Consider the following 24,821-nt stretch of genomic DNA (forward strand, 5'->3'; position numbering starts at 1 on the left):
TGTTGTACAGCAACAAGTCGCGTCGGTTTCACCGACACTTCTTGGGGTTGTATGGTTAAGTGACTAAGCGTACATGGTGGATGCCTTGGCAGTCAGAGGCGATGAAGGACGTACTAACCTGCGATAAGCTGTGAGAAGTCGGTAAGAGACGCTATTACTCACAGATTTCCGAATGGGGAAACCCACCCGAGATAACTCGGGTATCTGTTACTGAATACATAGGTAACAGAGGCGAACCGGGAGAACTGAAACATCTAAGTACCCCGAGGAAAAGAAATCAACCGAGATTCCCTCAGTAGCGGCGAGCGAACGGGGATTAGCCCTTAAGCATCTTGGAAGTTAGTGGAACGGTCCTGGAAAGGCCGGCGATACAGGGTGATAGCCCCGTACACGAAAACAACCTTGATGTGAAATCGAGTAGGGCGGGACACGTGACATCCTGTCTGAATATGGGGGGACCATCCTCCAAGGCTAAATACTCCTGACTGACCGATAGTGAACCAGTACCGTGAGGGAAAGGCGAAAAGAACCCCTGTGAGGGGAGTGAAATAGAACCTGAAACCGTGTACGTACAAGCAGTGGGAGCCCTTCGGGGTGACTGCGTACCTTTTGTATAATGGGTCAGCGACTTACATTTTGTAGCGAGGTTAACCGTATAGGGGAGCCGTAGGGAAACCGAGTCTTAACTGGGCGTCTAGTTGCAAGGTGTAGACCCGAAACCGGGTGATCTAGCCATGGGCAGGTTGAAGGTTGAGTAACATCAACTGGAGGACCGAACCCACTAACGTTGCAAAGTTAGGGGATGACCTGTGGCTGGGGGTGAAAGGCCAATCAAACTCGGAGATAGCTGGTTCTCCCCGAAAGCTATTTAGGTAGCGCCTCGGACGAATACTACTGGGGGTAGAGCACTGTTTGGGCTAGGGGGTCATCCCGACTTACCAACCCCATGCAAACTCCGAATACCAGTAAGTAATATCCGGGAGACACACGGCGGGTGCTAACGTCCGTCGTGAAGAGGGAAACAACCCAGACCGCCGGCTAAGGTCCCAAAGTTCTGGTTAAGTGGGAAACGATGTGGGAAGGCTCAGACAGCTAGGATGTTGGCTTAGAAGCAGCCATCATTTAAAGAAAGCGTAATAGCTCACTAGTCGAGTCGGCCTGCGCGGAAGATGTAACGGGGCTCAAACCAGGCACCGAAGCCGCGGATTCACACTTATGTGTGAGTGGTAGGGGAGCGTTCTGTAAGTCTGCGAAGGTGTATCGAGAGGTATGCTGGAGATATCAGAAGTGCGAATGCTGACGTAAGTAACGATAAAGGGGGTGAAAAGCCTCCTCGCCGGAAGACCAAGGGTTCCTGTCCAACGTTAATCGGGGCAGGGTGAGTCGACCCCTAAGGCGAGGCCGAAAGGCGTAGTCGATGGGAAGCAGGTTAATATTCCTGCACGACTTGTAATTGCGATGGGGGGACGGAGAAGGCTAGGTGGGCCAGGCGACGGTTGTCCTGGTGAAAGTGCGTAGGTGGTGTTTCTAGGCAAATCCGGAGACACAACACTGAGACACGAGACGAACACACTACGGTGTGGAAGCCATTGATGCCCTGCTTCCAGGAAAAGCCTCTAAGCTTCAGATTACAAGTCATCGTACCCCAAACCGACACAGGTGGTCGGGTAGAGAATACCAAGGCGCTTGAGAGAACTCGGGTGAAGGAACTAGGCAAAATAGAACCGTAACTTCGGGAGAAGGTTCGCTCCTGACAGTGAAGTCCCTTGCGGATGGAGCAGTTGGGAGTCGCAGTGACCAGATGGCTGGGACTGTTTATCAAAAACACAGCACTCTGCAAACACGAAAGTGGACGTATAGGGTGTGACACCTGCCCGGTGCCGGAAGGTTAATTGATGGGGTTAGCGCAAGCGAAGCTCTTGATCGAAGCCCCGGTAAACGGCGGCCGTAACTATAACGGTCCTAAGGTAGCGAAATTCCTTGTCGGGTAAGTTCCGACCTGCACGAATGGTGTAACCATGGCCATGCTGTCTCCACCCGAGACTCAGTGAAATCGAATTCGCCGTGAAGATGCGGTGTACCCGCGGCTAGACGGAAAGACCCCGTGAACCTTTACTACAGCTTGGCACTGAACATTGAACCTACATGTGTAGGATAGGTGGGAGGCTTTGAAGGCGTGACGCCAGTTGCGCTGGAGCCGTCCTTGAAATACCACCCTTGTATGTTTGATGTTCTAACGCAGGGCCCTGAATCGGGCTCGCGGACAGTGCCTGGTGGGTAGTTTGACTGGGGCGGTCTCCTCCCAAAGAGTAACGGAGGAGCACGAAGGTTGGCTAATCCTGGTCGGACATCAGGAGGTTAGTGCAATGGCATAAGCCAGCTTAACTGCGAGACGGACAGGTCGAGCAGGTACGAAAGTAGGTCATAGTGATCCGGTGGTTCTGAATGGAAGGGCCATCGCTCAACGGATAAAAGGTACTCCGGGGATAACAGGCTGATACCGCCCAAGAGTTCATATCGACGGCGGTGTTTGGCACCTCGATGTCGGCTCATCACATCCTGGGGCTGAAGTCGGTCCCAAGGGTATGGCTGTTCGCCATTTAAAGTGGTACGCGAGCTGGGTTCAGAACGTCGTGAGACAGTTCGGTCCCTATCTGCCGTGGGCGTTGGATGATTGAAGGGAGTTGCTCCTAGTACGAGAGGACCGGAGTGAACGAACCTCTGGTGTTCGGGTTGTCACGCCAGTGGCACTGCCCGGTAGCTAAGTTCGGAATCGATAACCGCTGAAAGCATCTAAGCGGGAAGCGAGCCCTGAGATGAGTCATCCCTGACCCCTTGAGGGTCCTAAAGGGCCGTTGGAGACCACAACGTTGATAGGCGGGGTGTGTAAGTGCAGCGATGCATTGAGCTAACCCGTACTAATTACCCGTGAGGCTTAACCATACAACACCCAAGAAGTGTTCTAAGGCTTGTAGCAAATACGAACGAATTACTTACATCAGCTTTCACAGATTGAAGAATTTGCCTGGCGGCCATAGCGCCGTGGAACCACCTGATCCCATGCCGAACTCAGAAGTGAAACGCGGTAGCGCCGATGGTAGTGTGGCATTCGCCATGCGAGAGTAGGACACTGCCAGGCACCCAATTAAACGGTGATGTGAAAATACATAGCCGGCTGCGAGGATGACACCTCAGAAAAAGCGGCAAACAATTTAGCGCAAGCTAACCGAATGCGGAGCGGTAGTTCAGTCGGTTAGAATACCGGCCTGTCACGCCGGGGGTCGCGGGTTCGAGTCCCGTCCGCTCCGCCACTAATTTGAAGGCCTTCCCGATTGGGAAGGCCTTTTTGCTATGGGCGGTTTTGTCCATAAGAACCACAGATTTGCACAGCAGAGCCCAGTCGTGAGACTGGGCTCTGCTGTTTTTAGCGTGTTAAACAGCCAGTGTTAGCATTTATCTGCAGGAAGAGAACTAAAACCCTGTTATCTCCTCCATTTTCTATCTATATCAAGCCCTTACCTGATGGATTACTGGCCATTTTAACTGGTTTACTTTTGGCCAAACTCTGTTCATGGCGCGCGATTAGGGTTGTATCTCGCTTATAACTCGGTAGAGTAAGGGCATCTTGAGTTTGCCTGTCCCGCGCTGGGTTTGCCGGGTTCCAGGTGTAACTTGGCCAGTTTTTATCAACCTTAAGTCAGTGGTATCGATATGGAACAAGTAAACAAGTCCACCTTCAGCGATGTACTGGAATATGTGCGTATGTCCCGTCGCCAGAACAAACTCAAGCGTGAAATTGCGGATAACGAGAAGAAGATCCGTGACAACCAGAAGCGCGTGCTGCTGCTCGACAACCTGAGCGACTATATCAAGCCGGGTATGAGCATTGATGATGTGCAGGCGATCATCGCCAACATGCGTGCCGACTATGAAGAGCGCGTGGATGACCACATCATCAAGAACGCCGAGCTCTCCAAAGAGCGTAAAGAGCTGAGCACCAAGCTGAAGGGCATGAGCTCTCACAAATAAGCGTTGCGCTTTCGCTTAAGAGACACCGGCCACTGGCCGGTGTTTTGTTATCAGCTCGGATCTCTGCCACTCCTGCAACAATCGGCTCCCCTTTTTAGAATTGCCCTGTTACCATCACCACAAAGCGGTCAATTGTTTCAAGCCATTGACTTGAAAAGACTAAGCTTGAGTGAAACACAATAAATTGCGCAACCATGGTGGGGCTGATATGGGCGCATCAGAACAGACGGATTTGACACAAGTGGCATCTCAAGATTCATCTGTCCAGACCTCGGACGGGAACCCAAAGCGCAAGCGCCGTCCCTGGTGGCGTTGGCTGTTCTGTTTTCTCTTTTTATTGTGCCTGGGGGCGGTGATCGCTCTGGTTGGCTATGAGATGAAAACCTCGAAGCTGCAATCTCAGGAGATCTCCCGCTATGCCGCCAAGCTCACCTATCAGGTCGAGCCTGGTCAGAGCAAGCAGATCGCCTTCCCTGAGGATGGCCCGTTCGACAAGCGGCTCGGCTATGTGCAGCTGCCGATGATGCAGGAGCGTTTGCTGCAGCGGGGCTATGAAGTCAGCAAGCAGGTGCATTTCTCCGACGCGCTCTATGACTACGCCAGTCGTGGCTTCTTCGTGCCCTATACCGAGAAGGTGCAGGCTGGCCTGACGTTGCACGATTGCCGCGCAGAACCTTTCTATCAATTCAAGTATCCGACCCATCACTATCCGGATTTTGACTCCATTCCGCCGCTCGTCATCCAGTCGCTGCTGTTTATCGAGAACCGCGACTTGCTGAGCAATGAAGAGCCGTTGGCCAACCCGGCGGTCGACTGGCCCCGTTTTGCCAAGGCGGCACTATCTCAGGTGGGCAAGGCGCTCGATATGCAGGATCAATCTGCCGGTGGCAGTACCTTGGCGACCCAGGTGGAGAAGTATCGCCACTCGCCGGATGGCCTGACCCTGTCGCCGACCGAGAAGATCCGTCAGATGGCCTCTGCCAGCGTGCGGGCCTATCGTCTCGGGCCAGAGACGCTGGAAGCGCGCAAACTGGTCGCCTGGGCCTACCTCAACTCGGTACCGCTCTCGGCTGCGCCGGGATATGGTGAGGTGCATGGTTTGGGGGATGGTCTCTGGGTCTGGTTTGGTGCCAATGTCGATGACGTGAACCGTCTGCTGGACCCCGCCCGCAACCAGAACGCACCACTGGCCGAGCAGGGGCTTGCCCTGCGTCAGGTTGTCTCTTTGATGATTGCGCACCGCCGTCCCTCTTACTATCTGGCTCAGGGGCGAGAGGCATTGGCTACCCTGACCGACAGCTACCTGCGCCTGTTTGTGCAGGAGGGGATGATAACGCCGCCACTGATGGAGGCGGCGCTCAAGGCCAAGATTACGTTCCGTGACTTCCTGCAGTCCCCTGCTATCACCCGGGTGAACAATAACAAGGGGTTGCAGGTTGCCCGTACTCGCCTGAGCCGTCAGCTCGGGGTGCAGCTCTATGACCTCGACCGGATGGATCTGACCGCCGATACCAGCCTCAACATGCCGCTGCAGAACGAAATCTCCCGTTATCTGCAACAGCTGGCCGATCCGACGTTTGCCGCCCAGGTAGGGCTGTTTGGTGAGCGCCTGCTCTCGCCGGAGAAGACCGGCGATGTGCGCTACAGCTTCACCCTGTTCGAGAAGTCGCCGGAAGGGTTCAAGGTGCGGGTTCAGACCGACAACACCGATCAGCCGTTCGATATCAACGAAGGTTCCAAGCTGGAGTTGGGCTCAACCGCCAAGTTGCGGGTGCTGACTACCTATCTGGAGATCGTAGCCGAGCTGCACGACAACTATGCCGGGATGCCGGTCGAGAATCTGCGCAAGCTGGCTGCCGTCTCTCAGGACAACCTCAGCCGCTGGGCCATCTCCTATCTGATGACGGCTCAGGACAAGAGCCTGCCTGTGATGCTGGAAGCCGCGCTGGATCGCAAATACTCCGCCAGCCCCAACGAAGGGTTCTTTACCGGTGGCGGCATGCACACCTTCAACAACTTCCGCCGCGAGGATAACAATCGTATTCCGACGTTGCGTGACTCTCTGCGTGAGTCGATTAACTTGCCCTTTGTGCGGCTGATGCGCGATATCGTGCGCTACAGCCTCTACAAGGAGGGCAACCGTGCCCAGTTGCTGAAGGATGACAAGGATCCCGGTCGTCAGGAGTATCTGGCCAAATTTGCCGACAAAGAGGGCCAGACCTATCTGCTGCGCTTCTGGCGAAAATATCGCGGCAAGACTCCCGAGGAGCAGCTCGATACCTTCCTCGACGGTCTCAAGCCGAGTGCGGTACGTCTGGCGGCGGTTCACCGCTACCTGATGCCGGAAGCCAGCGAAGCCGCATTTGCTGCCTTCCTGGCGGAGCGGTTGCCGCGCGAGAAGCTGAGTGCGAAACGGGTCAATCAGCTCTATGTGAGCTATGGCCCGGGCAAGTATTCACTGCCGGATCAGGGCTACATCGCCCGGGTTCACCCGCTGGAGCTGTGGTTGCTGGCCTATCTCAAGGAGTTCGACAAGGCGACCTTTGCCGACGCGGTGGCGGCCAGTCGTGACGAGCGGCAGGAGGTCTACAGCTGGCTGTTCAAGACCCGTCATCGCAGTGCCCGTGACAGCCGGATCCGCACCATGCTGGAGGTTGAAGCCTTCCTCGATATCCATCAGCGCTGGGCCAAGCTCGGTTACCCGTTCGACCATCTGGTGCCTTCGCTGGCGACCGCCTTGGGCAGCTCCGGCGATCGCCCGGCAGCGCTGGCTGAGCTGATGGGGATTATCCAGAATGGCGGTATCCGCTCGCCAACCCTGCGTATCGAGCACCTCTCGTTCGCCAAGGGGACGCCCTTCGAGACCGAGTTTGAGCCGCAGCACACCGAGGGCACCCGGGTGATGCCGGCAGAGGTGGCGGCAGCCCTGCGCAGTGCGCTCTCCAAAGTGGTTGAAGGGGGCACGGCAAGACGTATCGCCGGTGCCTTTACCCTGCCGGATGGCACTGTGCTGCAGATGGGGGGCAAGACCGGAACCGGGGATAACCGGATTGAAACCGTGGGTCGTTATGGCAACGTGACCAGCTCACTGGCGCGCAACCGCACCGCGACCTTCGTTTTCTATCTGGGTGAGGATCACTTCGGTACCCTGACCGCCTATGTACCGGGTAGCCAGTCTGACAAGTTCCGTTTCACCTCGGCGCTGCCGGTGCAGGTGCTCAAGGGGATGGCTCCCCTGCTGACGCCTTACCTGCAACCAGGCTCCCATACCCAGTGTCTGGCGAACCAGTGATGCGAGCGAATTAACGCTCATCACGCAGATAACTAACCAGAAAAAACGGGGAGGCTGACAGCCTCCCCGTTTTTATATCCTCATCGGACGCAGCAGCGCTCGATTACGATCAGGCGTTCAGTACGAACTGCTCGATCACCTGAGCTACGCCATCTTCATCGTTGCGGGCAGTGGTGTGCTGGGCGAGCGCCTTGATCTCGTCGGTGGCATTGCCCATCGCCACCCCGAGGCCTGCGTATTCGATCATGTGGCGATCGTTGCCCGCATCCCCGACGCAGATCACCTGAGCGGCGGTCAGGCCCAGGTGCTCGGCCAGCGCTGCCACGCCGGTTCCCTTGTTGCTCTGCTTGTTCATGAACTCGAGGAAGAAGGGGGCGCTCTGTACCACGGTATAGCGCTCATAGAGCTCTGCAGGCAGTCGCTCGATGGCGCGGGAGAGCTGGGGCGGCTCGTCGATCATCATTACCTTCATGATCTGCTCGTCGGCAGGCAGGGTAGCGAAGTCGATCAGATTGATCGGCATGCCGATCAGGCGGGATTCGTGTTCGGTATAGGTGCTGACACGGGGACTGATGAGACCCTGGGTGACCGAGAAACCGTGAACGTTCACTTCCAGCTCGTCAGCCAGTTTGGCGACGGCGCTGGCGTCACTGCCGGTCAGCAGCTGGCTGCGGATGATGCGCTGATCGGCCACCTGCTGCACCAGGGCACCGTTGTAGCAGATGACGTAGTCATGCTCTGTGGTGAGGCCGAGCTCTTCCAGATAGCGGCTCATCCCTTCCAGCGGGCGGCCGGAGGCCAGCACAACGGTTACCCCTTTGGCGCGCGCGGCACTGATGGCGGCGTGGGTGCGGGGAGTAATCTGGCCCTGCGGGTTGAGCAGGGTGCCATCCATATCCAATGCGATCAGCTTGTACATCTCTCACTACCTGAGTCTGGGTGGCCCGCCCGGTGGGGCCAAGGAAGTGGCGAGTGTAGCGAAAATCGGCGGCGGGATCACGACCGGTTCAGCGATGGGGCCGTGCCGGTTGAGCTATTTGTGTCCCTCGTAAGGGGTCATCTCCAGGGTTTCATCATGGATGGTCAGGCGGGTAGGGCCTCGGGTGATGGTAACCTTGCGTTTGAAGCTGGCCATCTCGACCTCGATGCCGGAGTAGAGGTGCTGGGTGGCAATGACCTCCATCTGAGCCATCAAGTTTCGCAGCTCCTCCTGGTTGGCGGTGAGCTGCTCATCGAGCTGGGCCAGTTCGGCCAGCTGATGGTCCCGGATCGGTTTGAGCTTGCGCAGGGTATCCGGATTGCGCTTGTCGCCGGGCAGTTGCAGCAACTTCATGACCAGCTCCTTGATTTTCTCCAGCTGGGCCTGACACGCCTGCTGGCGCAGCTTGAGCTGGTGTTCCTGCTCCTTGTGGGTGAAGTAGCCGCCGAGGATCTGCAGCCGGGTATGGTTGGCGGCCTCGGCCCCCAGGCTGGGAGCCATGATCAGGCGATTGGCAATGCTGGTCCCCCCCAGCAGAGTGCCTTTGCGCATGTTACTGTCACCTACCTTGATATCTTGTCCGCTGCGGGAGTAACAGTGGCTGAGCTGGCTCTGGATCTGGATATCCCCCCCGCTTCCAGCTGGGCATACTGGGCGTAGCTGGCGTGGATTTCCCCTTGTGCATTGAGTTGGCAAAGGTACTCCCCCTGCTCGTTGCGGCGGCCAATGATGCCGTGGCGTACCGTGATGCTGCCCCCCGCCTCGATCCAGCCTCCTTCGATAAAGCCGCCAATCACGATGTCACCGCTGACCCGGATCTTCATGCCCGGGTTGACGTCGCCGCTGACGATTAAGCCCCCTTCAAAATCAATATGGCCGTGGCGGGCATCCACCTGTTTGACGCTGAGCACCTCGTCCACCTTCATGCCCGCTTTCTCCTGACAGGGCAGGCCAGCCCGACCGGCAATCAGCAGGTCGGGATCGTCGGGGGAGATGAAGGTGCCCTCGCCAGCGCTCATCGGACTGTCTTTGCCATCCTTGGCGGGCAGGTCCTGACCGGTCACGGTAAAACCGGGTACCCCGACGGTGGCCGGATGACGGCGCATCAGCGGAGCGCCTGCCTTGACGGTGACGATGGAGCCGAGATCCCGCAGGTCGACCTTGCCATGCCCTAACTCCTGCGGTTTGAGGATCCGTTCGGCCGGGGTCTCCACCAGCCGCTCATAGCGAGTGTCCTGACCATTGACGGCAGGCTGGCCGTTGGCAATCACCAGCTTGAGCTGACTGCCGGGGGCGGCCTCCTTGGCTGACTGGATGGCAGCGGTGAGCAGTTGCTCACTCACCCCCTGTTTGATTTCGCTGATGGCGATCGCCTCTTTCAGCTGTTCCAGCGTCACATACTTGCCACCCCAGTCGGCAGTGATCTGGGCGATGGCGCTCATGCGATCCTTCTCCACGATTACGGCGAGTCGGGCATCCTGACGCTTGCCGACAGGGATGGGGTTGGCGGGGACGGGGGCGGCAGGGTTGGTGAGCAGGGTATTGAGCAGGCTGATGGCCTGTTTGATCCCCTCGGGCAGCGGCTGATAGCGGCGACAGTTGGAAGCGAGCAGCAGAGCCTGCACATCCTGTTCCGTGACAGGTTTGGTGAGACCGGCGGCAATCCGCAGGCAGACCAGTTCCATATCGCTTGATAGCAGCAACCACTCTTTGCTTAACACCGCATCTCCTTGCTGGATGAGAACGGAACGATCTGCTCGTTCCTCTACTGTCATTTAATCTCTCAATGATTAATAAAGCGAGTCGCCAACCCTGAGAGTGGGCAGTATTCAGATATTTCCTCTGAATGGTCAATGAATTGAAGTCAAATCGGTGATGGCGGCCAGATAAATGTGGGTGCTGTTTGGAAACGTAGTGAAAAGACGGATCGTAGCGCCAGCGACATAGGGTCGCTGGCAGGGGCGGTGGTTATCAGCTGCGCTGGGCTGTTCTGGCCAGGGTGAGGTAATCGCCGAGTACCGGCTCACCCAGCATATGGCGGCGCAGCATGTCGAGGGCGGCAAAGGCGAGGATCTTGCGGCGACTCTCCGGGTCGGGGTGGCTGACCTTGACCGTCTGACCGATGTGCTTGCCATCGGCGCTGAGCAGCAGTGGCACCCCCTCTGGCCCTTTTCGCCCTATGGTCAGTTGCAGGCCCGCATCGGTTGTCGGCAGTTGCGCCAGCTCATCGGCCAGTTGCGTGCTGAAGTTGGCCTCCAGCCGGGGATGGCCGTGACAAAGCGCCAGCAGCGCACCGCCACTCTCCCCCTCCAGCAGAGTCAGCGGTTTGTCTTGCAGCAGCGCAAGGATCTGCTGCGCCGGTTCCGTATCTCCGCTGCCAACCAGCCAGGGGCGGATCGTATCCAGCAGTCGGCGCTCTGCACTTTCCATGTCAGCGGCACTGGCGCCGTGGCCGATCAGTTTCAGCTCGATAAGGGGCATGGAGGAGCGGTAACCCAGCTCAATACCAGCTGGCCAGGGTTCGGCATCCAGCATATCGCTGAGGGCCGACTCCGAGACGCCGAAGGTGTAAAAGCGACGCAGCTCGGTATCGATCTGTGCCCCGGCCAGCTGTTTGAGGCGCGGCAGAATTTGCTCGCGCACCATCTGCTTGAATTCGAACGGCACGCCCGGGGTGAAGAAGAGCTGGCTCTGGCCACTTCGCACCACAAAGCCGCAGGCGGTGCCGACCGGGTTGTCGAGGATTTCGCACCCCTGTGGCAGCCATGCCTGTTTGGCATTGCTTTGGGCCATGGGGCGGCCACGGCTGGCGTAGCGCGCTTCGATGGTAGCGAGCCAGTCGGGGAAGAGGGTGAGCGGTTGGTCAAAGGCCTCGGCTGCCGCCTGAGCGGTGAGGTCGTCGGCGGTGGGCCCGAGCCCGCCACACACCAGCACCACCTCGGCGCGGCTGGCACTCTCTTGCAGCACCGTTTTCAGGTCGGCGAGGTTGTCCCCCACCGTCAGGCGACGGCGCACCTGCCAGCCCTGTTCCAGCAGCAGAGCGCTGAGCCAGGCCGCGTTGGTATCCACCACCAGACCCGTCACAATTTCGTCTCCGGTACTGATGATCTCGATACGCATGGCAGGCTCCTTGGATTAAACGGGTGGCAACGGTTGGCCTCGGGCCAACACAATCAGGCTTTGTTGTGCTCGAAGTAGTAGCTGATCCGGGTACGCGGGTTGAGGTACTCGAACACCGCCGGCGGCAACCGCTTGGGATGGATCACCTTGGCGATGGAGAGTTCGGCCTGCTGCAGATCGATGATGGCCGCTTCCTGACGCGGGATGCGCGGATCGTAGACCAGCACCGAGGGGTAGAGCAGGCGGGAAGCGTTGACCGACATCACCAGCCCCACCTGACCATTGGAGAGTTGCACCACGCTACCGGGGGGATAGATCCCCATCAACCGGATCAGCATGCTGAGGTACTCCGGATTGAACTGCGCCTTGCGCTGCTTGTAGAGGCCGCTCAGGGCCGAGTAGGGCACCTTGGCCTGCATGTGGCAGAGGTTATCGTACTCGTTGATCAGCGACACCATCTGGGTCAGCGGATCGAGCTGGCCACCCTTGAGCCCTTCCGGCCCGCTGCCATCGAGATATTCGTGGTGATGGAGCACGATCCCCTTCGCCTCGGCCGGGAAATCCTTGGCCAGATTGAGCAGATCCAGCCCGTAGCGCGGGTGCTGGGCCATCAGATTCTGCTCCGGCTTGGTCAGCGGCTCGGTCTTGCGCAGGATCTGGCTCGGGATCTTCAGCTTGCCGATATCGTGGAACAGCGCCCCCATGCCGACTTGACGGATCTCGTCGGCCGTCATGCAGCACTCCTTGGCCAGCAGCATGCTGAGCACGCTCACATTGAGGGAGTGGAAGTAGAGGTTGTTGCCATCCTCGCTGTCGGAGACCAGATGGAGCACCATCTCGTCAACCGAGAGCAGCTGCTCGGTCATGGCGTTGACCAGTTCCTGCGCCTCGCCGATGGCATTGAGGGGGCGGGACTGGATCTTGCTCATCACGCTGCGCACCTGGGCCAGCGACTGCTGGAACTGTTTCTCGCATTGCTGCAGATTGCGGCGATAGAGTTGCAACTGCTCGATGCGGCGATCTTTCTCCTGCTGCATCTGGGCCTGGCGCTGGGCGGCGTCTGCGCTCTCTTGTTGCTGAGGCTGTACCTGATTGAGAGGCTTGGGCGGAACGTCGCTCTTGTCGGGAATGATGGTGACCAGTTTCAGGCCGAGACGGCGGATCAGCTCGATCTCTTCTTCACTTTTGATCTTGAAGCTGGAAAGCAGGAACGGGTGTTCGCGCCACCCCAGTGGCAGGGATACATAGTTGCCGACTTGCAGTCGATCTACGGAAATCTTGATACCGGTCATTATCTTGGAAGCAGGAGACACACTGAGCCGTATGCTAGTCAAAGGCGGGGGTGAATACAAAAGGTATCTGATGACAGGGCAGGAGCTTTATTATAGGCTTCTGGATGTCCAGACATATTTACTGATGCAGTACAGGGAGTAAGCATGCCGATCAAGATCCCGGATCAGTTACCCGCCGCCGAAGTGCTGGGGCAGGAGAACATCTTCGTGATGACGGAATCCCGGGCCGTCACCCAGAACATCCGCCCGCTGCGGGTGTTGATCCTCAACCTGATGCCAAAGAAGATTGAGACCGAGATCCAGCTGATGCGGATGCTCTCCAACTCGCCGCTGCAGGTGGATGTGGATCTGCTGCGCATCGATGACAGGGAGTCAAAGAACACGCCGCAGGCGCATCTGGAGAACTTCTATCACGACTTCGAGCAGGTGCGTGGCAACAACTACGACGGCATGATCATCACAGGGGCGCCGCTCGGGCTGGTGGAGTTCGAGGAGGTGGTCTACTGGCCGCGCATCGTCGAGATCATCGAGTGGTCCCATCAGCATGTCACCTCCACCCTGTTCCTCTGCTGGGCGGTGCAGGCGGCGCTGAAAGCCTTGTATGGTATGGAGAAGCAGACCCACGGCGAGAAGCTCTCCGGGGTTTATCGCCACCATCGCCTCGATGAGCACGAGCCGCTGCTGCGCGGTTTCGATGACGAGTTTGTCGCACCCCACTCCCGTTACGCGGCGTTTGATGGCGATCTGATCCGTGCCCAGACCGACTTGCAGATTTTTGCCGAGTCAGAAGAGGCGGGGGTCTATCTGGCGGCGACCAAGGATTGTCGTCAGGTGTTTGTCACCGGGCACCCGGAGTACGATGCCCTGACGCTGGACGGGGAGTATCAGCGGGATCTGGCGGCGGGGCTCGACCCGGCCATTCCGGTCAACTACTACCCGAATAACGATCCGAGCAAGACGCCGCGCGCCAGCTGGCGCAGCCACGGTCATCTGTTGTTTGCCAACTGGCTCAACTACTACGTCTATCAGCTCACCAGCTATCGGGTGGAAGATATCGGCAAGGTCTTTACCTACGACCAGGGAGGCAAGTAGTCAGTCGCCCTGCGCCAGCCGCTCGGCCAGCTGGTCGAGCCATTGGCGGTGGCAGGCCAGGGTAAACGCCTTGGGTCTGTGGGCCTTGATGGCAGCCATCGCCTCTTGCTGTGGTTGGCCGAGGGTCATCAGCAGCGCGGCGGCGACCAGACCGGTGCGACCGCTGCCCCCTTTGCAGTGGATGACCAGATGTTTGCCATCTCCCAGCAGCTCGCGCAGCTGTGGCAGCGCCTGTTGCCAAGCAGCCTCGAAGTCGGCATCGGGTGCCAGATCATCCTCGATGGGCAGATGGAACCAGCGCATCCCTTCGTGCTCGACCTGCTGGCCGAGCTGCGCCAGTTCGAGTCGGATCAACTCGGCGCTTGTCATCAGGGTCACCACTCCGTGGGCACCGGCCAACCGCAGTTGATCGAGCGCCAGGGTCAGCGGCACCTGCTGGGTGCCGGGGCAGGGGGTCAGCAGCAGCTGACCGTCGACACGGGGAACCTCAAGGCTCCAGAAGGGGTGATACGGGTGCATGGCGGATCCTCGCGTGGTGGCCGCAGGGTTGCGGCCGGTGAATGGCGCCAAGGATAGGCGGGGCAGGGGGGATGTCAATGGCCGTTGTGTTTGCCCCGGTTTACGGGCAGAGTCTAAAAAATTGAGCGGTTCAAGGAGTTAAGATGAGAAACCTGGATCAACTGGATTTGGATATCCTGGCCCATCTGTTTCGGGATGCGGGCATGACCAACAAGGATCTGGCCGCGCTGGTGGGCGTTGCCCCCTCCACCTGTCTGGAGCGGGTGCGCAAGTTGCAGCAGGATGGCGTGCTCAAGGGAGCGCACTGTGAAGTGGATTATCAGGCCCTCGGGGGTCACATTCAGGCAATGGTCTCCCTGCAGCTGGCCCGCCACAGCCGCCAGATCATCGATGCCTTCCGCGATGCCATTCTGGCGCTGCCCGAAGTGATCAGTCTGTTCCACATGGGGGGCAAGGATGATTTTCTGGTGCACCTGTGTGTCTCCGATACCGAGCACCTGCGCAACTTCGTCTTTGATCACTTCACCTCCCGCGAGGAGGTGGTGCACCTCGAAACCTCGCTGGTATTCGAGCACAAGTTCAGCCGCTCCCTTCCCTGCTTTCCCCAGCCATAATGGCCAGTGGGCCGACGGTATGGATAGATGGAAAAAACCGCCAGCTGGCGGTTTTTTCTATTCTGCTATGGGTTGAAGTAGCACGAGCGGCTCAATTGGCGGCGGTGCGTTCATCCTTGGCCGTCTGATAGAGACTCTTCTGATAGGCCATGCTGCCCCACAGGGCAAGACCAAGGGCATCCTCCTTCAAGGCGTCCGGCTGCGCCGCCAGTGTCAGCTTCTCGCTGGCATTGTCGTAGACATAGCCCTCTGCCGCCCGTTCCGGTTGCAGGATCACCACATCCTTGCCGCGCATCAGGGCGAAGTTCTTGTCGTACTGCATGATGGCGCGCCCCGGCCAGTCGGCGGGCATGCGGGTCAGATCCTTGCCGAGCATGGGGTAGTCGGCACTGATCCCCATCAGGGAGAGCAGGGTCGGCGCCATGTCGATCTGGCTGACGATACGCGAATCCTTTCTCGGCACTATGCCATCGCCCACGATAACCCCCGGAATATGGAAGCGGGGGATGGGCACCAGACTGGCGCCACCGACCCGGCTGTCGTGATCGGCGATGACCAGGAACAGGGTGTCCTTCCAGTATTCGGACTGTTTCGCCTTTTTGAAGAACTCGCCGATGGCGTAATCCGCATACTTGGCCGCGTTGTTGCGGGTCTGCTTGGGCTGCTCGAAGAGTTCGATGCGGTTGTCCGGGAATTCAAACGGATCGTGATTGCTGGAGCTGAACACCAGACTGAAGAAGGGTTTGCCCTCTTTGTGCAGCGCCTTGAAGGTCTCGTCGGCCTTGGCCATCAGATCTTCGTCAGAGGCGCCCCAGGAGCCCTTGAACACCGGATTGTCGAAATCCTTCTGTTCGACGATGGTGGTGAAGCCGTTGCCGAGGAAGAAGCTGCGCATGTTGTCGAAGTGACTCTCGCCGCCATAAATAAAGCTGGTGTCGTAACCCCGCTGTTTGAGCAGATCCGCGATGGTGAAGAAGTTGGTCTGGCTCTTGCCGAGTTTGACCACCGACTGTGCCGGGGTTGGCGTGAAGCCGGTCAGTACTGCCTCGATACCACGCACCGAGCGGGTGCCGGTGGCGTAGAGCTGCTCGAAGGCCCAGCCCTGCTGCGACAGGGCATCGATGTTGGGGGTGAGCGGCAGGCCACCGAGGGAGCCGACAAACTGGGCACCCAGACTCTCCTGCAGCAGGATCACCAGATTCTTCGGTTTACCCTGGAAGCTCGCCTGGTTGAAGGTCTGGCTGGGCAGCAGATCTGAGTTGAAATCACTGGCCGGACGGCCACTCTCCTTGCGCATGACCTCGAGCACCTTCTGCTCCGTCATCTCGCCGTAAAACTGGCCGGCATCCTCCTCGGCGCCCATCTGTTTGATGGCAAAGAAGAGGGAGTAGGCGGAGTTGACGGTGAGCGAGTTGACCAGCGGATCTTCGGCAAAGGCGACCATGGCCGGGTTCAGGGCGCGGTGGCCGAGACTGGAGCGGGCACCGAGAAAACCTATGGCCAGAATGAGCAGGGCGAAGGCAGGACGCAGATACCAGCGGGGGAAGCTGAGGCCACGCACCAGACGGCCGCTCAGCCACCAGCCACCAGCCACCGGCCAGCACGGCGCCACTGAAGAGTACCGCCAGCAGCAGCTCGGCTTTGCGGCCCGCCCACAGCATGGCGAACACCTCTTTTGGATAGATGAGGTACTCCACATAGAGGCGGTTGGGACGCACGCCATACTCGGTGACAAACGAGGGGGTGGAGATCTCGAGGAACAGCATCAGCCAGAGTCCGACGGTCAGCCAGACGCGCATCAGTTGCAGCCAGCCCCGGCCGATGGCATGGGGGCCTGCCAGCAGCAGAGTGAGCATGGCGGGGACACCCCAGACCCAGCAGAGGGTCGCAAAGTCGACCCGGATCCCTTGCAGCAGCATCTCCTGCCAACCGGCCACGGCATCCACCCGTTCCAGTTGCCAGAGACCGAGGGCGATTCGGCTGAAAGAGAGAGAGAAAAGCGCGAGCGCGCAGAAGATGGCGAAGGGCCAGAACGGGCCGAGTCGCTGTTTTAGATCTGTCATGTTTGTTCCTGAATGAGACTCTAAACGTCTGTCCACAGACGTTTTTTACTTGTTGTGAGGTTATGACAGATCGAACTGGTTAAGGTTGCATTCAATTTTGTTAAAAGCCGGAATTAACACATTTATCATCTAAAAATGTGATGTCGCGCGCTTAATGAGCACAGCATAACCTGCTGGGTAAAATGTGAGCCACAGCGCGTATGGATGGGGAGCTGGTGTTTATAATTGCCGCGAATTTTCTCAATCGGAGCCGAAGGGATGCCGGTCTTTATCGATGTGGAATATTTGCAAGGGTGGAGCCTGTTCGTGGTGCTCTCGGACGGTACCACGGGGGCGCTGGATCTGACCCCCTGGCGCACCCAGCCGCTGTTTGCGGCGCTGGATTCGGAGCGGCGCTGCGCCCGGGTCTTCATCAATCGCCACCACCAGCTGGAGTGGCCCGCCGGATGTACCTTGTCAGCCCATGAGGTCTATCACCTCATCTCTCCCATCGATGAGCGGGAAGCCTTCAGCTAATCCCCATTTTTTGTGAGCCAACGCCAGATTCCTGTTACTGGAATGTTTGCCCGTTTGCCTTTCTGAGCCAACTTGGGTAAAACCTGCGCAACATTTTGCCAACTTGCCTTCGCTTCACCTGACAGAGGCTTGCCGCTTTCGCGCCGCAGGCCTTTTTTGCGGCCTGATGGCAAACCTTTCCCTTGCTGAAAGGTTTGGTCGGTTGAATGAAAATAACAAAATAAACAAATACATAAGGAAAATGTATGGCTTGTCATATGCGCACACCCCTTGCCCTGCTGGTGGGCGGGCTCGCCTGTCACGGCGCTGCCGGTCAGGAGTCGGTGCAACAGCTGGATCCCATGGTGGTGGTGGCAACCCGCCCCGCCAGCACACTTGAAGTGACACTGGATCCCAAGAAGCCCGGTTCCCCCATGCCCGCTGCCGACGGCGCCGGTTATCTGAAGAATGTCACCGGCATGAGCATGGTGCGCAAAGGGGGGCTCGGTGGCGATCCCGTGCTGCGGGGGATGGGGATGTCCCGCCTCAACGTGCAGATGGATGGTGGCATGCTGGCCGGTGGGTGTGGCGGCCGGATGGACCCGCCCACGGCCTATGTGTTCCCCCAATCCTTTGACCGGATCCGGGTGCTGAAGGGGCCGCAATCTCTCGAGCAGGGGGCTACTCTGGCGGGAACTGTGCTGTTCGAGCGGGACAGACCCGAGTTCACCGCACCGGGTCTCAAGGCCGATGCCTCGGCCCTCTATGGCAGCTTTGGCCGTGATGATCAGATGGTGGATATGACGGCGGGTTCGACCGACGGCTATCTGCGCGGTCAGTTCACCCACTCCGACAGCGACGATTACCGCGATGGTCACGGTAACAAGGTGCGTTCTTTCTATCGCCGCGAGAACGGCACCGCCCAGCTGGGCTGGACGCCGGGGGAGCACACCTGGCTGGAACTGACCGCCGAGCGCAGCAATGCCCGCGCCGCCTATGCGGACCGCACCATGGATGGCCCCATGTTTGATCGCGAATCCTTCGGGCTGAAGCTCAAGCAGGAGCAGATCACCACTCACTGGCAGCGCAGCGAGCTGATCCTGTGGGACAACTACATCGACCACATCATGGACAACTTCAGCCTGCGGCAAAACAGCGGCATGAAGATGCTATCCAACCCGGATCGCCGCAATACCGGCGGGCGCTGGGCCAACGATATCGCCCTACCAGCCGACTGGCTGCTGACTGCCGGGTTCGACAGCAACCGGGATCAACACCGCAGTCGGAGTGGGGTCGACTATGCCACCAAGGATCGCCAGCGCACCCTGCGTTTTGAACAGCAGGGCGGCTTCGCCGAACTGGGTCGTCAGCAGGGGGCTCACAGCTACAAGGGCGGTTATCGTCAGGATAGGGTCGAGACTACTCGCTATGGTGCAGGGGATCAGACTCTCTACAGCGAGACCGAACACCTCGACAGCGGTTTTGGTCGCTATGAGTACCAGTGGTCGCCCCGCTGGTCCAGCTATCTGGCCTGGGGGCAGGCAGAGCGGACGCCGGACTACTGGGAGCGCAGCAAGGACAGCACCCCGTTCACCCTTAACCCGGAGCGCAGCCGCCAGTGGGATGCTGGGCTGGCTTTGCGCAGCCGCGAGCTGGATCTGACCCTCTCCCTCTTTAGCGCCGACATCAAGGACTACCTGCTCTACAACAGCAAGTCGAACAAGGTGCGCAACATCGATGCCCAGACCCGGGGTGGCGAGCTGGAGGGGCGCTGGCAGTTTGCCGAGCAGTGGCGCCTCGATGGCGGTCTGGCGGTGGTCTATGGGAAAAACCGGAGCGACAACAAGCCGCTGGCCCAGATGCCGCCCCTTGATGGCAAGCTGGCGTTGGGCTGGCAGCCGGATGAAGCGCTGAGCTTTACCTTGCTGGGGCGCGCGGTGGCGGCGCAGGAGCGGGTGGACATCGGTTCCGGCACCGTGGCGGGTCAGGATCAGGGGGAGACTCCGGGCTTCTTCACCATGAACCTGAGCGGCGCCTGGCAGTTTGCCAAGGGGTGGCAGCTTTCGGCCGGGGTGGACAACCTGTTCGACACCTTCTACTACGAGCACCTCTCCAAGTCAGTGCACGCCAGTCAGGCGGGGTTGGGCTATGAGCAGAGCGGCCGCATCCCCGAGCCGGGCCGTTCCTACTGGCTCTCGCTCAACTACCGTTTTGCCTCGGCAGGGGTGCTCTAACCAGTTGAGTCAGATAACGTTTTCAGTCACAGACACCGCTGTGTGAGCATCGCTATCATGGTGAAAAACAGGCGTATCAGACGCCTGCTCTCACAGCGGGAACATAACAATGAAACAGGGAACGTTACGCTATGGCGGCCTGCTCGGGGCCGCCCTGTTACTTGCGGCTTGCGGCGGCAGCGGTAGTTCAGGTGGGGAGAGTTCTTCCCCCGTCGTCACTCCGCCGGTCACCCACCCTCCGGTCGCCACGGCCAGTCGTGCCTGCTATGGCGACGATCAACCCGCCTGCAACCTGCGGATCTATCAGGTAATGGTGGAGTCGTTTGCCGATGGTGACGGCAGTGCCAACTACGGCGTCGGCTATGGCCCCTCCCAGCACAACGGCGATCTGCAGGGGATCATCGACAGTCTCGACCACATCAAGAGTCTCAACGTCAACGCCATCTGGCTCACCCCGGTGTTCGACTCCTGCGCGGGGCAAGGCGGCGATAACAAGCTCGATGCCACCGGCTACTTCGCCTGCGACTTCTTCAACGTAGACCCCAACTTCGGCAGCAATGCCAAGCTCAAACAGCTGGTGGACGGGGCGCACCAGCGCGGCCTCTATGTCTTCCTCGACGGGGTGTTTGGCCACGTCAACAAGGTAGGGGTGAGCAAGCCCTCGCCAGAGGGGCGTCTGCCAGCCCTCACCAGCGGCGGTGCGGGTTATCCCGGCCAGCTGGTGGATTACAGCAAGCCGGAGAGCCTCGCCTACTTCAAGGAGGTGGCCCGCTATTGGGTCGAGCAGTACGGCATCGACGGCTGGCGCCTCGATCAGGCCTATCAGCTTGGGCTGGATGATTGGCGCGCCATTCGCAGCGAGGTGGAGCAGGCCAGTGCGGCGCGCAAGGCCGCCGGTCAGCAGTGGGGCACCCTTGGCTACATGGTGGGCGAGGTGTGGAAGGGGGCTGATGACATTCGCGCTCAGGCTTACGGCAGCAGCGACAATCCGGCGCTCTCCTCGGCCTTTGACTTCCCGCTACGCTACGGCATCCTGCAGGCGCTGGCGGTGGAGGAGTCCGGCAAGGGCGGGCAGGGGGCCAGCGTGCTCGATGCCAGCTGGAACAAGGTGGAGAACTACCCGAATCACGCCATGCCAAACCTGATGTTGGGCAACCACGATCTGGTGCGTTTTGGCGATCTGCTGGAGCGCGGTAACTTCAAGTCGACCGAGTACTGGCAGCGCCACAAGGCGGCCTTCAGCTTTATGGCGGCTCGCTCCGGCCCGATTACCTTCTACTATGGCGAGGAGTTTGGCGACGAGGTGCCGGGCTTTGCTGCCAAGGTTGGTGGTGACTGTGCGGCGCAGGGCTTGTGCGACGACCATGTGGCCCGTAGCGACGGCAAGGTGCCCGCTGTCACCGGCTTTGTGCCAAGTAGCGAACAAGCCGAGTTGAAAGAGTGGCTGGCCCAGCTGCTGGCGATGCGTGCCGCCCACCCCGCTCTCTATCAGGGAGAGCGAGTCAAACTGGTGGCCGAGGGCAGTCTCTATGGTGACATCAAACAGACGGCGGGGGAGCAGATAGTCTACCTGCTCAACCTCTCCACCACGGCGCTCAGCTACAACCTGCCAGCGGGCAAACTGCGCAGCGGCAGCGCGCTGGTGGATCTGCAAAGCGGCGAGAGTCTGGCCATCGGCGGCAGTAGCGTAACGGTGGAGATACCGCCCTTGAGCGGGCGTTTCCTGCGTCTGCAATAAGTCAGCCACAGCACGCTTTGATATGAGAGAGGGCCCCGTCGCGGGGCCCTCTCTGTCATTGTGGGTGACAAGGTCATGGCGGGGTTATACGGTGGTCTGGCCCCGGTTTTCCAGCCGCTGGCGGAAGGCACGGGCCAGTCGCTCGTAGAGATCCTGCGCCTCCTTGTCTTCGATATCGCCGCGGATCCAGGGGTTGTCGACGATCTCCAGCAGCACGCAGTCACGCCCTTGCTGGCGCAAATCGAGCCCGTAGAGGCCATTACCGAGTTGATGCACGGCACGGCGGGCGGTCTGCAGTACCCGCTCCGGCACCTCGTTGAGCGGCAGCGCCTCGATGCGGCTCATGTCGAGGGGGTGCTTGCGGCGGCGAATGCGGTTGCCGGGTTCGGGCCGGTAGCGGCGGCAGGCGAACAGCGGCGAGCCGTCGAGAAAGCCGATGCGCCAGTCAAACTCGGCGGGGATCCGGCTCTGCACCAGCAGCAGGGCGGAGCGGCCCAGCCCCTCGTCCAGCAGGCGGGCCAGCTGCTGCTCATAGCTGGCCATGGCGAGATCGCGCCCCTGCGCCCCGTCGGGTACCTTCACCATCAGCGGCAGGCCGAGCCGCTGCACCAGCTCGTCAACGTGGTGGCGGCCGCGACGGGTCACCACCATGGTTGGCGGCATGGGCACGCCGCTGCGCACCATCAGCTCGTAGAGATAGAGTTTGTTGCTGCAGGCGAGGATGGCGCGGGAGCTATCGATCACCGGCATCTTGAGCTGCTCGGCACGGTGGGCAAATTCGAAGGTGTAGTGGCCGACTGCGGTTTCGGCACGCAGCCAGAGGGTGTCGAACTCCGGCAGCCGTTCGATGGCCGACGGTGGCAGGATCTCGGCACGGATACCTTGGGCGGCGGCAGCTCGGATAAAGCGTTCCAGCGCCAGCCCGTCACTGCTGGCACGGCCATCATCGGGGTCGACCAGAATGGCGAGCTGGTAGAGCGGCGCCGCTTGCTCCTCATCACCGGTGCCCACCAGCGCTTGGGCGTGGTGCAGCATCAACTCTTTTTCACTTGGGCTCAGCTCCAGCGGCGACAAGCTCTGCTGCTGGCGCACCGACCAGCCGTGGCGGCCGCGCTTGAGGGTCAGCTCCTGCAGCGGCAGCTGGCTCAGGCCATAGTAATAACGCGCCAGCCCTGCCAGCTCGCTCTGTTCGCACTGGCCGAAGATGGCGCGCACTCTAATCCGATCCTCGCTCTGCTGGGCCAGCCACCCCTGTGCCTTGCGCCACAGCTTGGCCGGTGGCTGCTGGGGTTGCAGTCGGCTGATGGCCTGCAGACCCGGCAGGCAGTGGTGGCCGCGGGCCTGGGCCAGCAGCGAGCAGTAGTAGCCTGCGCTAAGGTGTTCCAGATTGCGGCAGAGGTTGATGATGCGGGGTCGGCCGCCGGTGGTCGGCACGCCATGTTGCAGATAGGTGCGGGCGGTCAGCAGATAATCGGCATGGCAAGGCCAGTCGCCCAGCTCTTCGACGATGACATAGGTACTCATATTTTCGGCTCCACAGATCAGACTGCCTGAACAGGCAGGATCCCCAGTGGGCTTCGATGCACCGACAAGCACGACAATGGCGCGAGGGGAAACAAGAGGTTACAGTGCCTAATATGACGCCTTGGTAACTTGTGATACAAGTCGCATTTTTGGTGCTGAGGATAAATAACCGAACAAGGACTCCCCGTGTTGACCGTACGTGCGGCCCGAACCGATGATCTGGGCGCCATCGTTAATCTGGAACGCTACTGTTTTCCTCCCGAAGTCGCCTTTGGCCGCAGCCGCTGGCACTATCTGCTGGCCCACGCCAAGGGGCGCACCCTGTTGCTGCTGGACGAGAAACATCAGCTGATGGGCTATCTCTGCCTGCTGGAGCACAGAGGCTGGGATCGGCTGGTCATTCAGGCGCTGGCCATCCGCTGGACGGTGCGTCGTCTGGGCTGGGCCCGCCGTCTGCTGGAGCAGGTGATCCGCGAGGGCAAGGCTGCTGGCTGGGGGGCGATTCGCCTCGAAGTGGGGGACGCCAACGAAGAGGCGCTGGCGCTCTATCAGGGATTGGGATTTCGTCCCCAGCAGCGGCTGGCGGACTACTATGGCCGCGACCAGCACGCCCACCGACTGGTGCTGCCGCTGGTGAGCGACGAGGAGCGTGAGCGGCGCAGAGTGGCTCGCTCTCAGGCGCGTAAGCCGTCTGTGCAGGCCAACGGAGCATGTTGAACGAGCAGAATCGAGGAGCAGGATGAGCTGCGACAACTGTCTTGCCACCGCCATCAGGGCAAAGCTGGGGCGCTGCCCGGTCTGCGCCATCCAGACCTTCATCATTGGTCTGAGTGGCTGGCTGGTCTGGTGGTGGTGCGGTGCCGACACCTCGGTCAACGCCCTCACCGGCCTGTTGTTTGCGCTGGGTGGCTCGGGCTTGTTGCTGCTCCATCTGGTGGTATTTGTCTGGCGCAAGGCGACCGGACGTGAATTGAGCGATGAATAAATCAGATTGGTTTCAACAACATAAATAACAATATCGGTTGAGTTAATGGAGGTTCAGATGATTGCAATGGTAACGGGCGCCTCGTCCGGTTTTGGTGAGTCCATCAGCCGCCAGCTGGTGCAGGCGGGCTACAAGGTGATCGGCACCGGTCGCCGCGCCGAGCGGCTGGCTGCGCTGGCTGACGAGCTGGGCGAGCAGTTCCTGCCGCTGGCGTTCGACGTGCAGGACAAGGCGGCCACCCGCGCGGCCATCGCCGCTCTGCCAGCCGAGTGGAGCGAGGTGGATCTGCTGGTCAACAACGCCGGTCTGGCGCTGGGGCTGGAGCCGGCCCACAAGGCGGATCTGGAAGATTGGGAGCAGATGATCGCCACCAACATCAGCGGTCTGACTCTGCTCACCCGCCTGCTGCTGCCGGGCATGGTGGCGCGCAATCGCGGCCATGTCATCAACATCGGCTCCATCGCCGGCACTTACCCCTATCCGGGCGGCAACGTCTACGGCGCCACCAAGGCGTTCGTGAAGCAGTTCAGCCTAAACCTGCGCGCCGATCTGGCGGGCACCGCCATCCGCGTCACCAACGTGGAGCCGGGCTTGTGCGGCGGCACCGAGTTTTCCAACGTGCGCTTCCACGGTGACGACGCCAAGGCGGCCTCCGTCTATCAGGGGGTGGAGGCGATCCAGCCGGAAGATATCGCCAATACCGTGCTCTGGGTGAGCCAGCAACCGGCCCACGTCAACATCAACAGCATCGAGATCATGCCGGTGGCGCAGACCTTCGGCCCGCTCAATATCAGCCGTCGCTGATCGCTGGATTGGCTGAAACAAAAGAGGCTCCCGTGGGAGCC

Annotated in this window: 16 protein-coding genes, 1 tRNA gene, 2 rRNA genes and 2 pseudogenes; 13 read left to right on the plus strand and 8 right to left on the minus strand. The window is 59.8% G+C overall.

Translation table 11 applies throughout. The annotated features are described in order from the left end of the window. Positions 1-53: 53 nt before the first annotated feature. From ACTG2U_RS15575 to ACTG2U_RS15595, 5 genes are all read left to right on the plus strand, one after another. A 23S ribosomal RNA gene (locus ACTG2U_RS15575) occupies positions 54-2,943 on the plus strand. An 81-nt stretch (positions 2,944-3,024) separates the two neighbouring features. Further along, positions 3,025-3,139, plus strand: a 5S ribosomal RNA gene (gene rrf / locus ACTG2U_RS15580). 95 nt (positions 3,140-3,234) lie between these two features. After that, positions 3,235-3,311: transfer RNA gene (locus ACTG2U_RS15585), tRNA-Asp, on the plus strand. Positions 3,312-3,711: 400 nt separating this feature from the next. After that, positions 3,712-4,029 carry a PTS system regulator TmaR gene (gene tmaR, locus ACTG2U_RS15590; RefSeq protein WP_005336024.1) on the plus strand — a complete coding sequence of 106 codons (318 nt, stop codon included), beginning with the start codon at positions 3,712-3,714 and terminating at the stop codon, positions 4,027-4,029. 208 nt (positions 4,030-4,237) lie between these two features. Next, positions 4,238-7,321: a transglycosylase domain-containing protein gene (locus ACTG2U_RS15595; protein ID WP_439974717.1), complete on the plus strand. Its 3,084-nt coding sequence runs from the start codon at positions 4,238-4,240 to the stop codon at positions 7,319-7,321. 109 nt (positions 7,322-7,430) lie between these two features. Here the strand turns inward: ACTG2U_RS15595 and yidA are convergent, their stop codons facing one another. The 4 genes and pseudogenes from yidA to ACTG2U_RS15615 all read right to left on the minus strand — a co-directional run bounded on the left by yidA (position 7,431) and on the right by ACTG2U_RS15615 (position 12,712). Then, positions 7,431-8,240, minus strand: a complete 810-nt coding sequence (gene yidA / locus ACTG2U_RS15600) for a sugar-phosphatase (RefSeq protein WP_043825990.1) — start codon at positions 8,238-8,240, stop codon at positions 7,431-7,433. A 114-nt stretch (positions 8,241-8,354) separates the two neighbouring features. Beyond that, positions 8,355-10,021, minus strand: a pseudogene (locus tag ACTG2U_RS15605) (FapA family protein). A gap of 250 nt (positions 10,022-10,271) precedes the next feature. After that, the gene (locus ACTG2U_RS15610; protein ID WP_439974718.1) at positions 10,272-11,420 is read right to left on the minus strand and encodes a competence/damage-inducible protein A; all 1,149 of its coding nucleotides are present in this window, start codon (positions 11,418-11,420) and stop codon (positions 10,272-10,274) included. Between the two features lie 53 nt (positions 11,421-11,473). Next, on the minus strand, positions 11,474-12,712 hold the full coding sequence (locus ACTG2U_RS15615) for an HD-GYP domain-containing protein (protein WP_439974719.1): 1,239 nt from the start codon (positions 12,710-12,712) through the stop codon (positions 11,474-11,476). 144 nt (positions 12,713-12,856) lie between these two features. Between ACTG2U_RS15615 and metA the strand changes: the two genes are divergently transcribed. Then, a complete protein-coding gene (gene metA / locus ACTG2U_RS15620) occupies positions 12,857-13,804 on the plus strand; it encodes a homoserine O-acetyltransferase MetA (protein ID WP_204380282.1) in 948 nt (315 codons plus the stop codon). Here the strand turns inward: metA and ACTG2U_RS15625 are convergent, their stop codons facing one another. After that, positions 13,805-14,323, minus strand: coding sequence for a cyclin-dependent kinase inhibitor 3 family protein (locus tag ACTG2U_RS15625; RefSeq protein ID WP_043825993.1), 519 nt, complete (start codon positions 14,321-14,323; stop codon positions 13,805-13,807). Positions 14,324-14,466: 143 nt separating this feature from the next. On the opposite strand from ACTG2U_RS15625, the gene ACTG2U_RS15630 reads away from it, so the two are divergent. Continuing rightward, on the plus strand, positions 14,467-14,937 hold the full coding sequence (locus tag ACTG2U_RS15630; protein ID WP_005336001.1) for an Lrp/AsnC family transcriptional regulator: 471 nt from the start codon (positions 14,467-14,469) through the stop codon (positions 14,935-14,937). A gap of 91 nt (positions 14,938-15,028) precedes the next feature. Here ACTG2U_RS15630 and ACTG2U_RS15635 read toward each other — a convergent pair. Next, positions 15,029-17,000: pseudogene (locus ACTG2U_RS15635) on the minus strand (LTA synthase family protein). A gap of 258 nt (positions 17,001-17,258) precedes the next feature. On the opposite strand from ACTG2U_RS15635, the gene ACTG2U_RS15640 reads away from it, so the two are divergent. Beyond that, on the plus strand, positions 17,259-17,516 hold the full coding sequence (locus ACTG2U_RS15640) for a DUF2442 domain-containing protein (protein ID WP_439974720.1): 258 nt from the start codon (positions 17,259-17,261) through the stop codon (positions 17,514-17,516). Here the strand turns inward: ACTG2U_RS15640 and ACTG2U_RS15645 are convergent. Continuing rightward, complete coding sequence (locus tag ACTG2U_RS15645; protein ID WP_141108901.1) at positions 17,513-17,773, minus strand: hypothetical protein; 261 nt, start codon at positions 17,771-17,773, stop codon at positions 17,513-17,515. The genes ACTG2U_RS15640 and ACTG2U_RS15645 overlap by 4 nt on opposite strands. Here ACTG2U_RS15645 and ACTG2U_RS15650 point away from each other — a divergent pair. Continuing rightward, the gene (locus ACTG2U_RS15650) at positions 17,762-19,729 is read left to right on the plus strand and encodes a TonB-dependent copper receptor (protein WP_439974721.1); all 1,968 of its coding nucleotides are present in this window, start codon (positions 17,762-17,764) and stop codon (positions 19,727-19,729) included. The two genes, ACTG2U_RS15645 and ACTG2U_RS15650, sit on opposite strands and share 12 nt — an antisense overlap. A 109-nt stretch (positions 19,730-19,838) precedes the next feature. After that, complete coding sequence (locus ACTG2U_RS15655; protein WP_439974722.1) at positions 19,839-21,467, plus strand: alpha-amylase family glycosyl hydrolase; 1,629 nt, start codon at positions 19,839-19,841, stop codon at positions 21,465-21,467. 84 nt (positions 21,468-21,551) lie between these two features. Here ACTG2U_RS15655 and ACTG2U_RS15660 read toward each other — a convergent pair whose 3' ends face one another. Further along, positions 21,552-22,991: a RimK family protein gene (locus ACTG2U_RS15660; protein WP_439974723.1), complete on the minus strand. Its 1,440-nt coding sequence runs from the start codon at positions 22,989-22,991 to the stop codon at positions 21,552-21,554. Between the two features lie 186 nt (positions 22,992-23,177). On the opposite strand from ACTG2U_RS15660, the gene ACTG2U_RS15665 reads away from it, so the two are divergent. From ACTG2U_RS15665 to ACTG2U_RS15675, 3 genes are read left to right on the plus strand one after another with little or no spacing between them, the layout of a single operon-like run. Further along, positions 23,178-23,708 (plus strand): N-acetyltransferase family protein, encoded by a 531-nt coding sequence (locus ACTG2U_RS15665; RefSeq protein ID WP_439974724.1) that lies wholly within the window; start codon positions 23,178-23,180, stop codon positions 23,706-23,708. A gap of 22 nt (positions 23,709-23,730) precedes the next feature. Continuing rightward, a complete protein-coding gene (locus ACTG2U_RS15670; protein WP_042053656.1) occupies positions 23,731-23,976 on the plus strand; it encodes a DUF3624 family protein in 246 nt (81 codons plus the stop codon). Between the two features lie 57 nt (positions 23,977-24,033). Next, a complete protein-coding gene (locus tag ACTG2U_RS15675; RefSeq protein WP_123172293.1) occupies positions 24,034-24,780 on the plus strand; it encodes an SDR family oxidoreductase in 747 nt (248 codons plus the stop codon). Positions 24,781-24,821: the final 41 nt, after the last annotated feature.

It is taken from the genome of Aeromonas sp. 95A (genome assembly GCF_051919235.1).
Classification (GTDB): domain Bacteria; phylum Pseudomonadota; class Gammaproteobacteria; order Enterobacterales; family Aeromonadaceae; genus Aeromonas; species Aeromonas veronii.

Excerpts from the sequence above, each read along its gene's own strand:
- tmaR (WP_005336024.1), top strand. The coding sequence starts at position 3,712 with ATGGAACAAGTAAACAAGTCCACCTTCAGCGATGTACTGGAATATGTG.
- ACTG2U_RS15595 (WP_439974717.1), top strand. The coding sequence starts at position 4,238 with ATGGGCGCATCAGAACAGACGGATTTGACACAAGTGGCATCTCAAGAT.
- yidA (WP_043825990.1), bottom strand. The coding sequence starts at position 8,240 with ATGTACAAGCTGATCGCATTGGATATGGATGGCACCCTGCTCAACCCG.
- ACTG2U_RS15610 (WP_439974718.1), bottom strand. The coding sequence starts at position 11,420 with ATGCGTATCGAGATCATCAGTACCGGAGACGAAATTGTGACGGGTCTG.
- ACTG2U_RS15615 (WP_439974719.1), bottom strand. The coding sequence starts at position 12,712 with ATGACCGGTATCAAGATTTCCGTAGATCGACTGCAAGTCGGCAACTAT.
- metA (WP_204380282.1), top strand. The coding sequence starts at position 12,857 with ATGCCGATCAAGATCCCGGATCAGTTACCCGCCGCCGAAGTGCTGGGG.
- ACTG2U_RS15625 (WP_043825993.1), bottom strand. The coding sequence starts at position 14,323 with ATGCACCCGTATCACCCCTTCTGGAGCCTTGAGGTTCCCCGTGTCGAC.
- ACTG2U_RS15630 (WP_005336001.1), top strand. The coding sequence starts at position 14,467 with ATGAGAAACCTGGATCAACTGGATTTGGATATCCTGGCCCATCTGTTT.
- ACTG2U_RS15640 (WP_439974720.1), top strand. The coding sequence starts at position 17,259 with ATGCCGGTCTTTATCGATGTGGAATATTTGCAAGGGTGGAGCCTGTTC.
- ACTG2U_RS15650 (WP_439974721.1), top strand. The coding sequence starts at position 17,762 with ATGGCTTGTCATATGCGCACACCCCTTGCCCTGCTGGTGGGCGGGCTC.
- ACTG2U_RS15645 (WP_141108901.1), bottom strand. The coding sequence starts at position 17,773 with ATGACAAGCCATACATTTTCCTTATGTATTTGTTTATTTTGTTATTTT.
- ACTG2U_RS15655 (WP_439974722.1), top strand. The coding sequence starts at position 19,839 with ATGAAACAGGGAACGTTACGCTATGGCGGCCTGCTCGGGGCCGCCCTG.
- ACTG2U_RS15660 (WP_439974723.1), bottom strand. The coding sequence starts at position 22,991 with ATGAGTACCTATGTCATCGTCGAAGAGCTGGGCGACTGGCCTTGCCAT.
- ACTG2U_RS15670 (WP_042053656.1), top strand. The coding sequence starts at position 23,731 with ATGAGCTGCGACAACTGTCTTGCCACCGCCATCAGGGCAAAGCTGGGG.
- ACTG2U_RS15675 (WP_123172293.1), top strand. The coding sequence starts at position 24,034 with ATGATTGCAATGGTAACGGGCGCCTCGTCCGGTTTTGGTGAGTCCATC.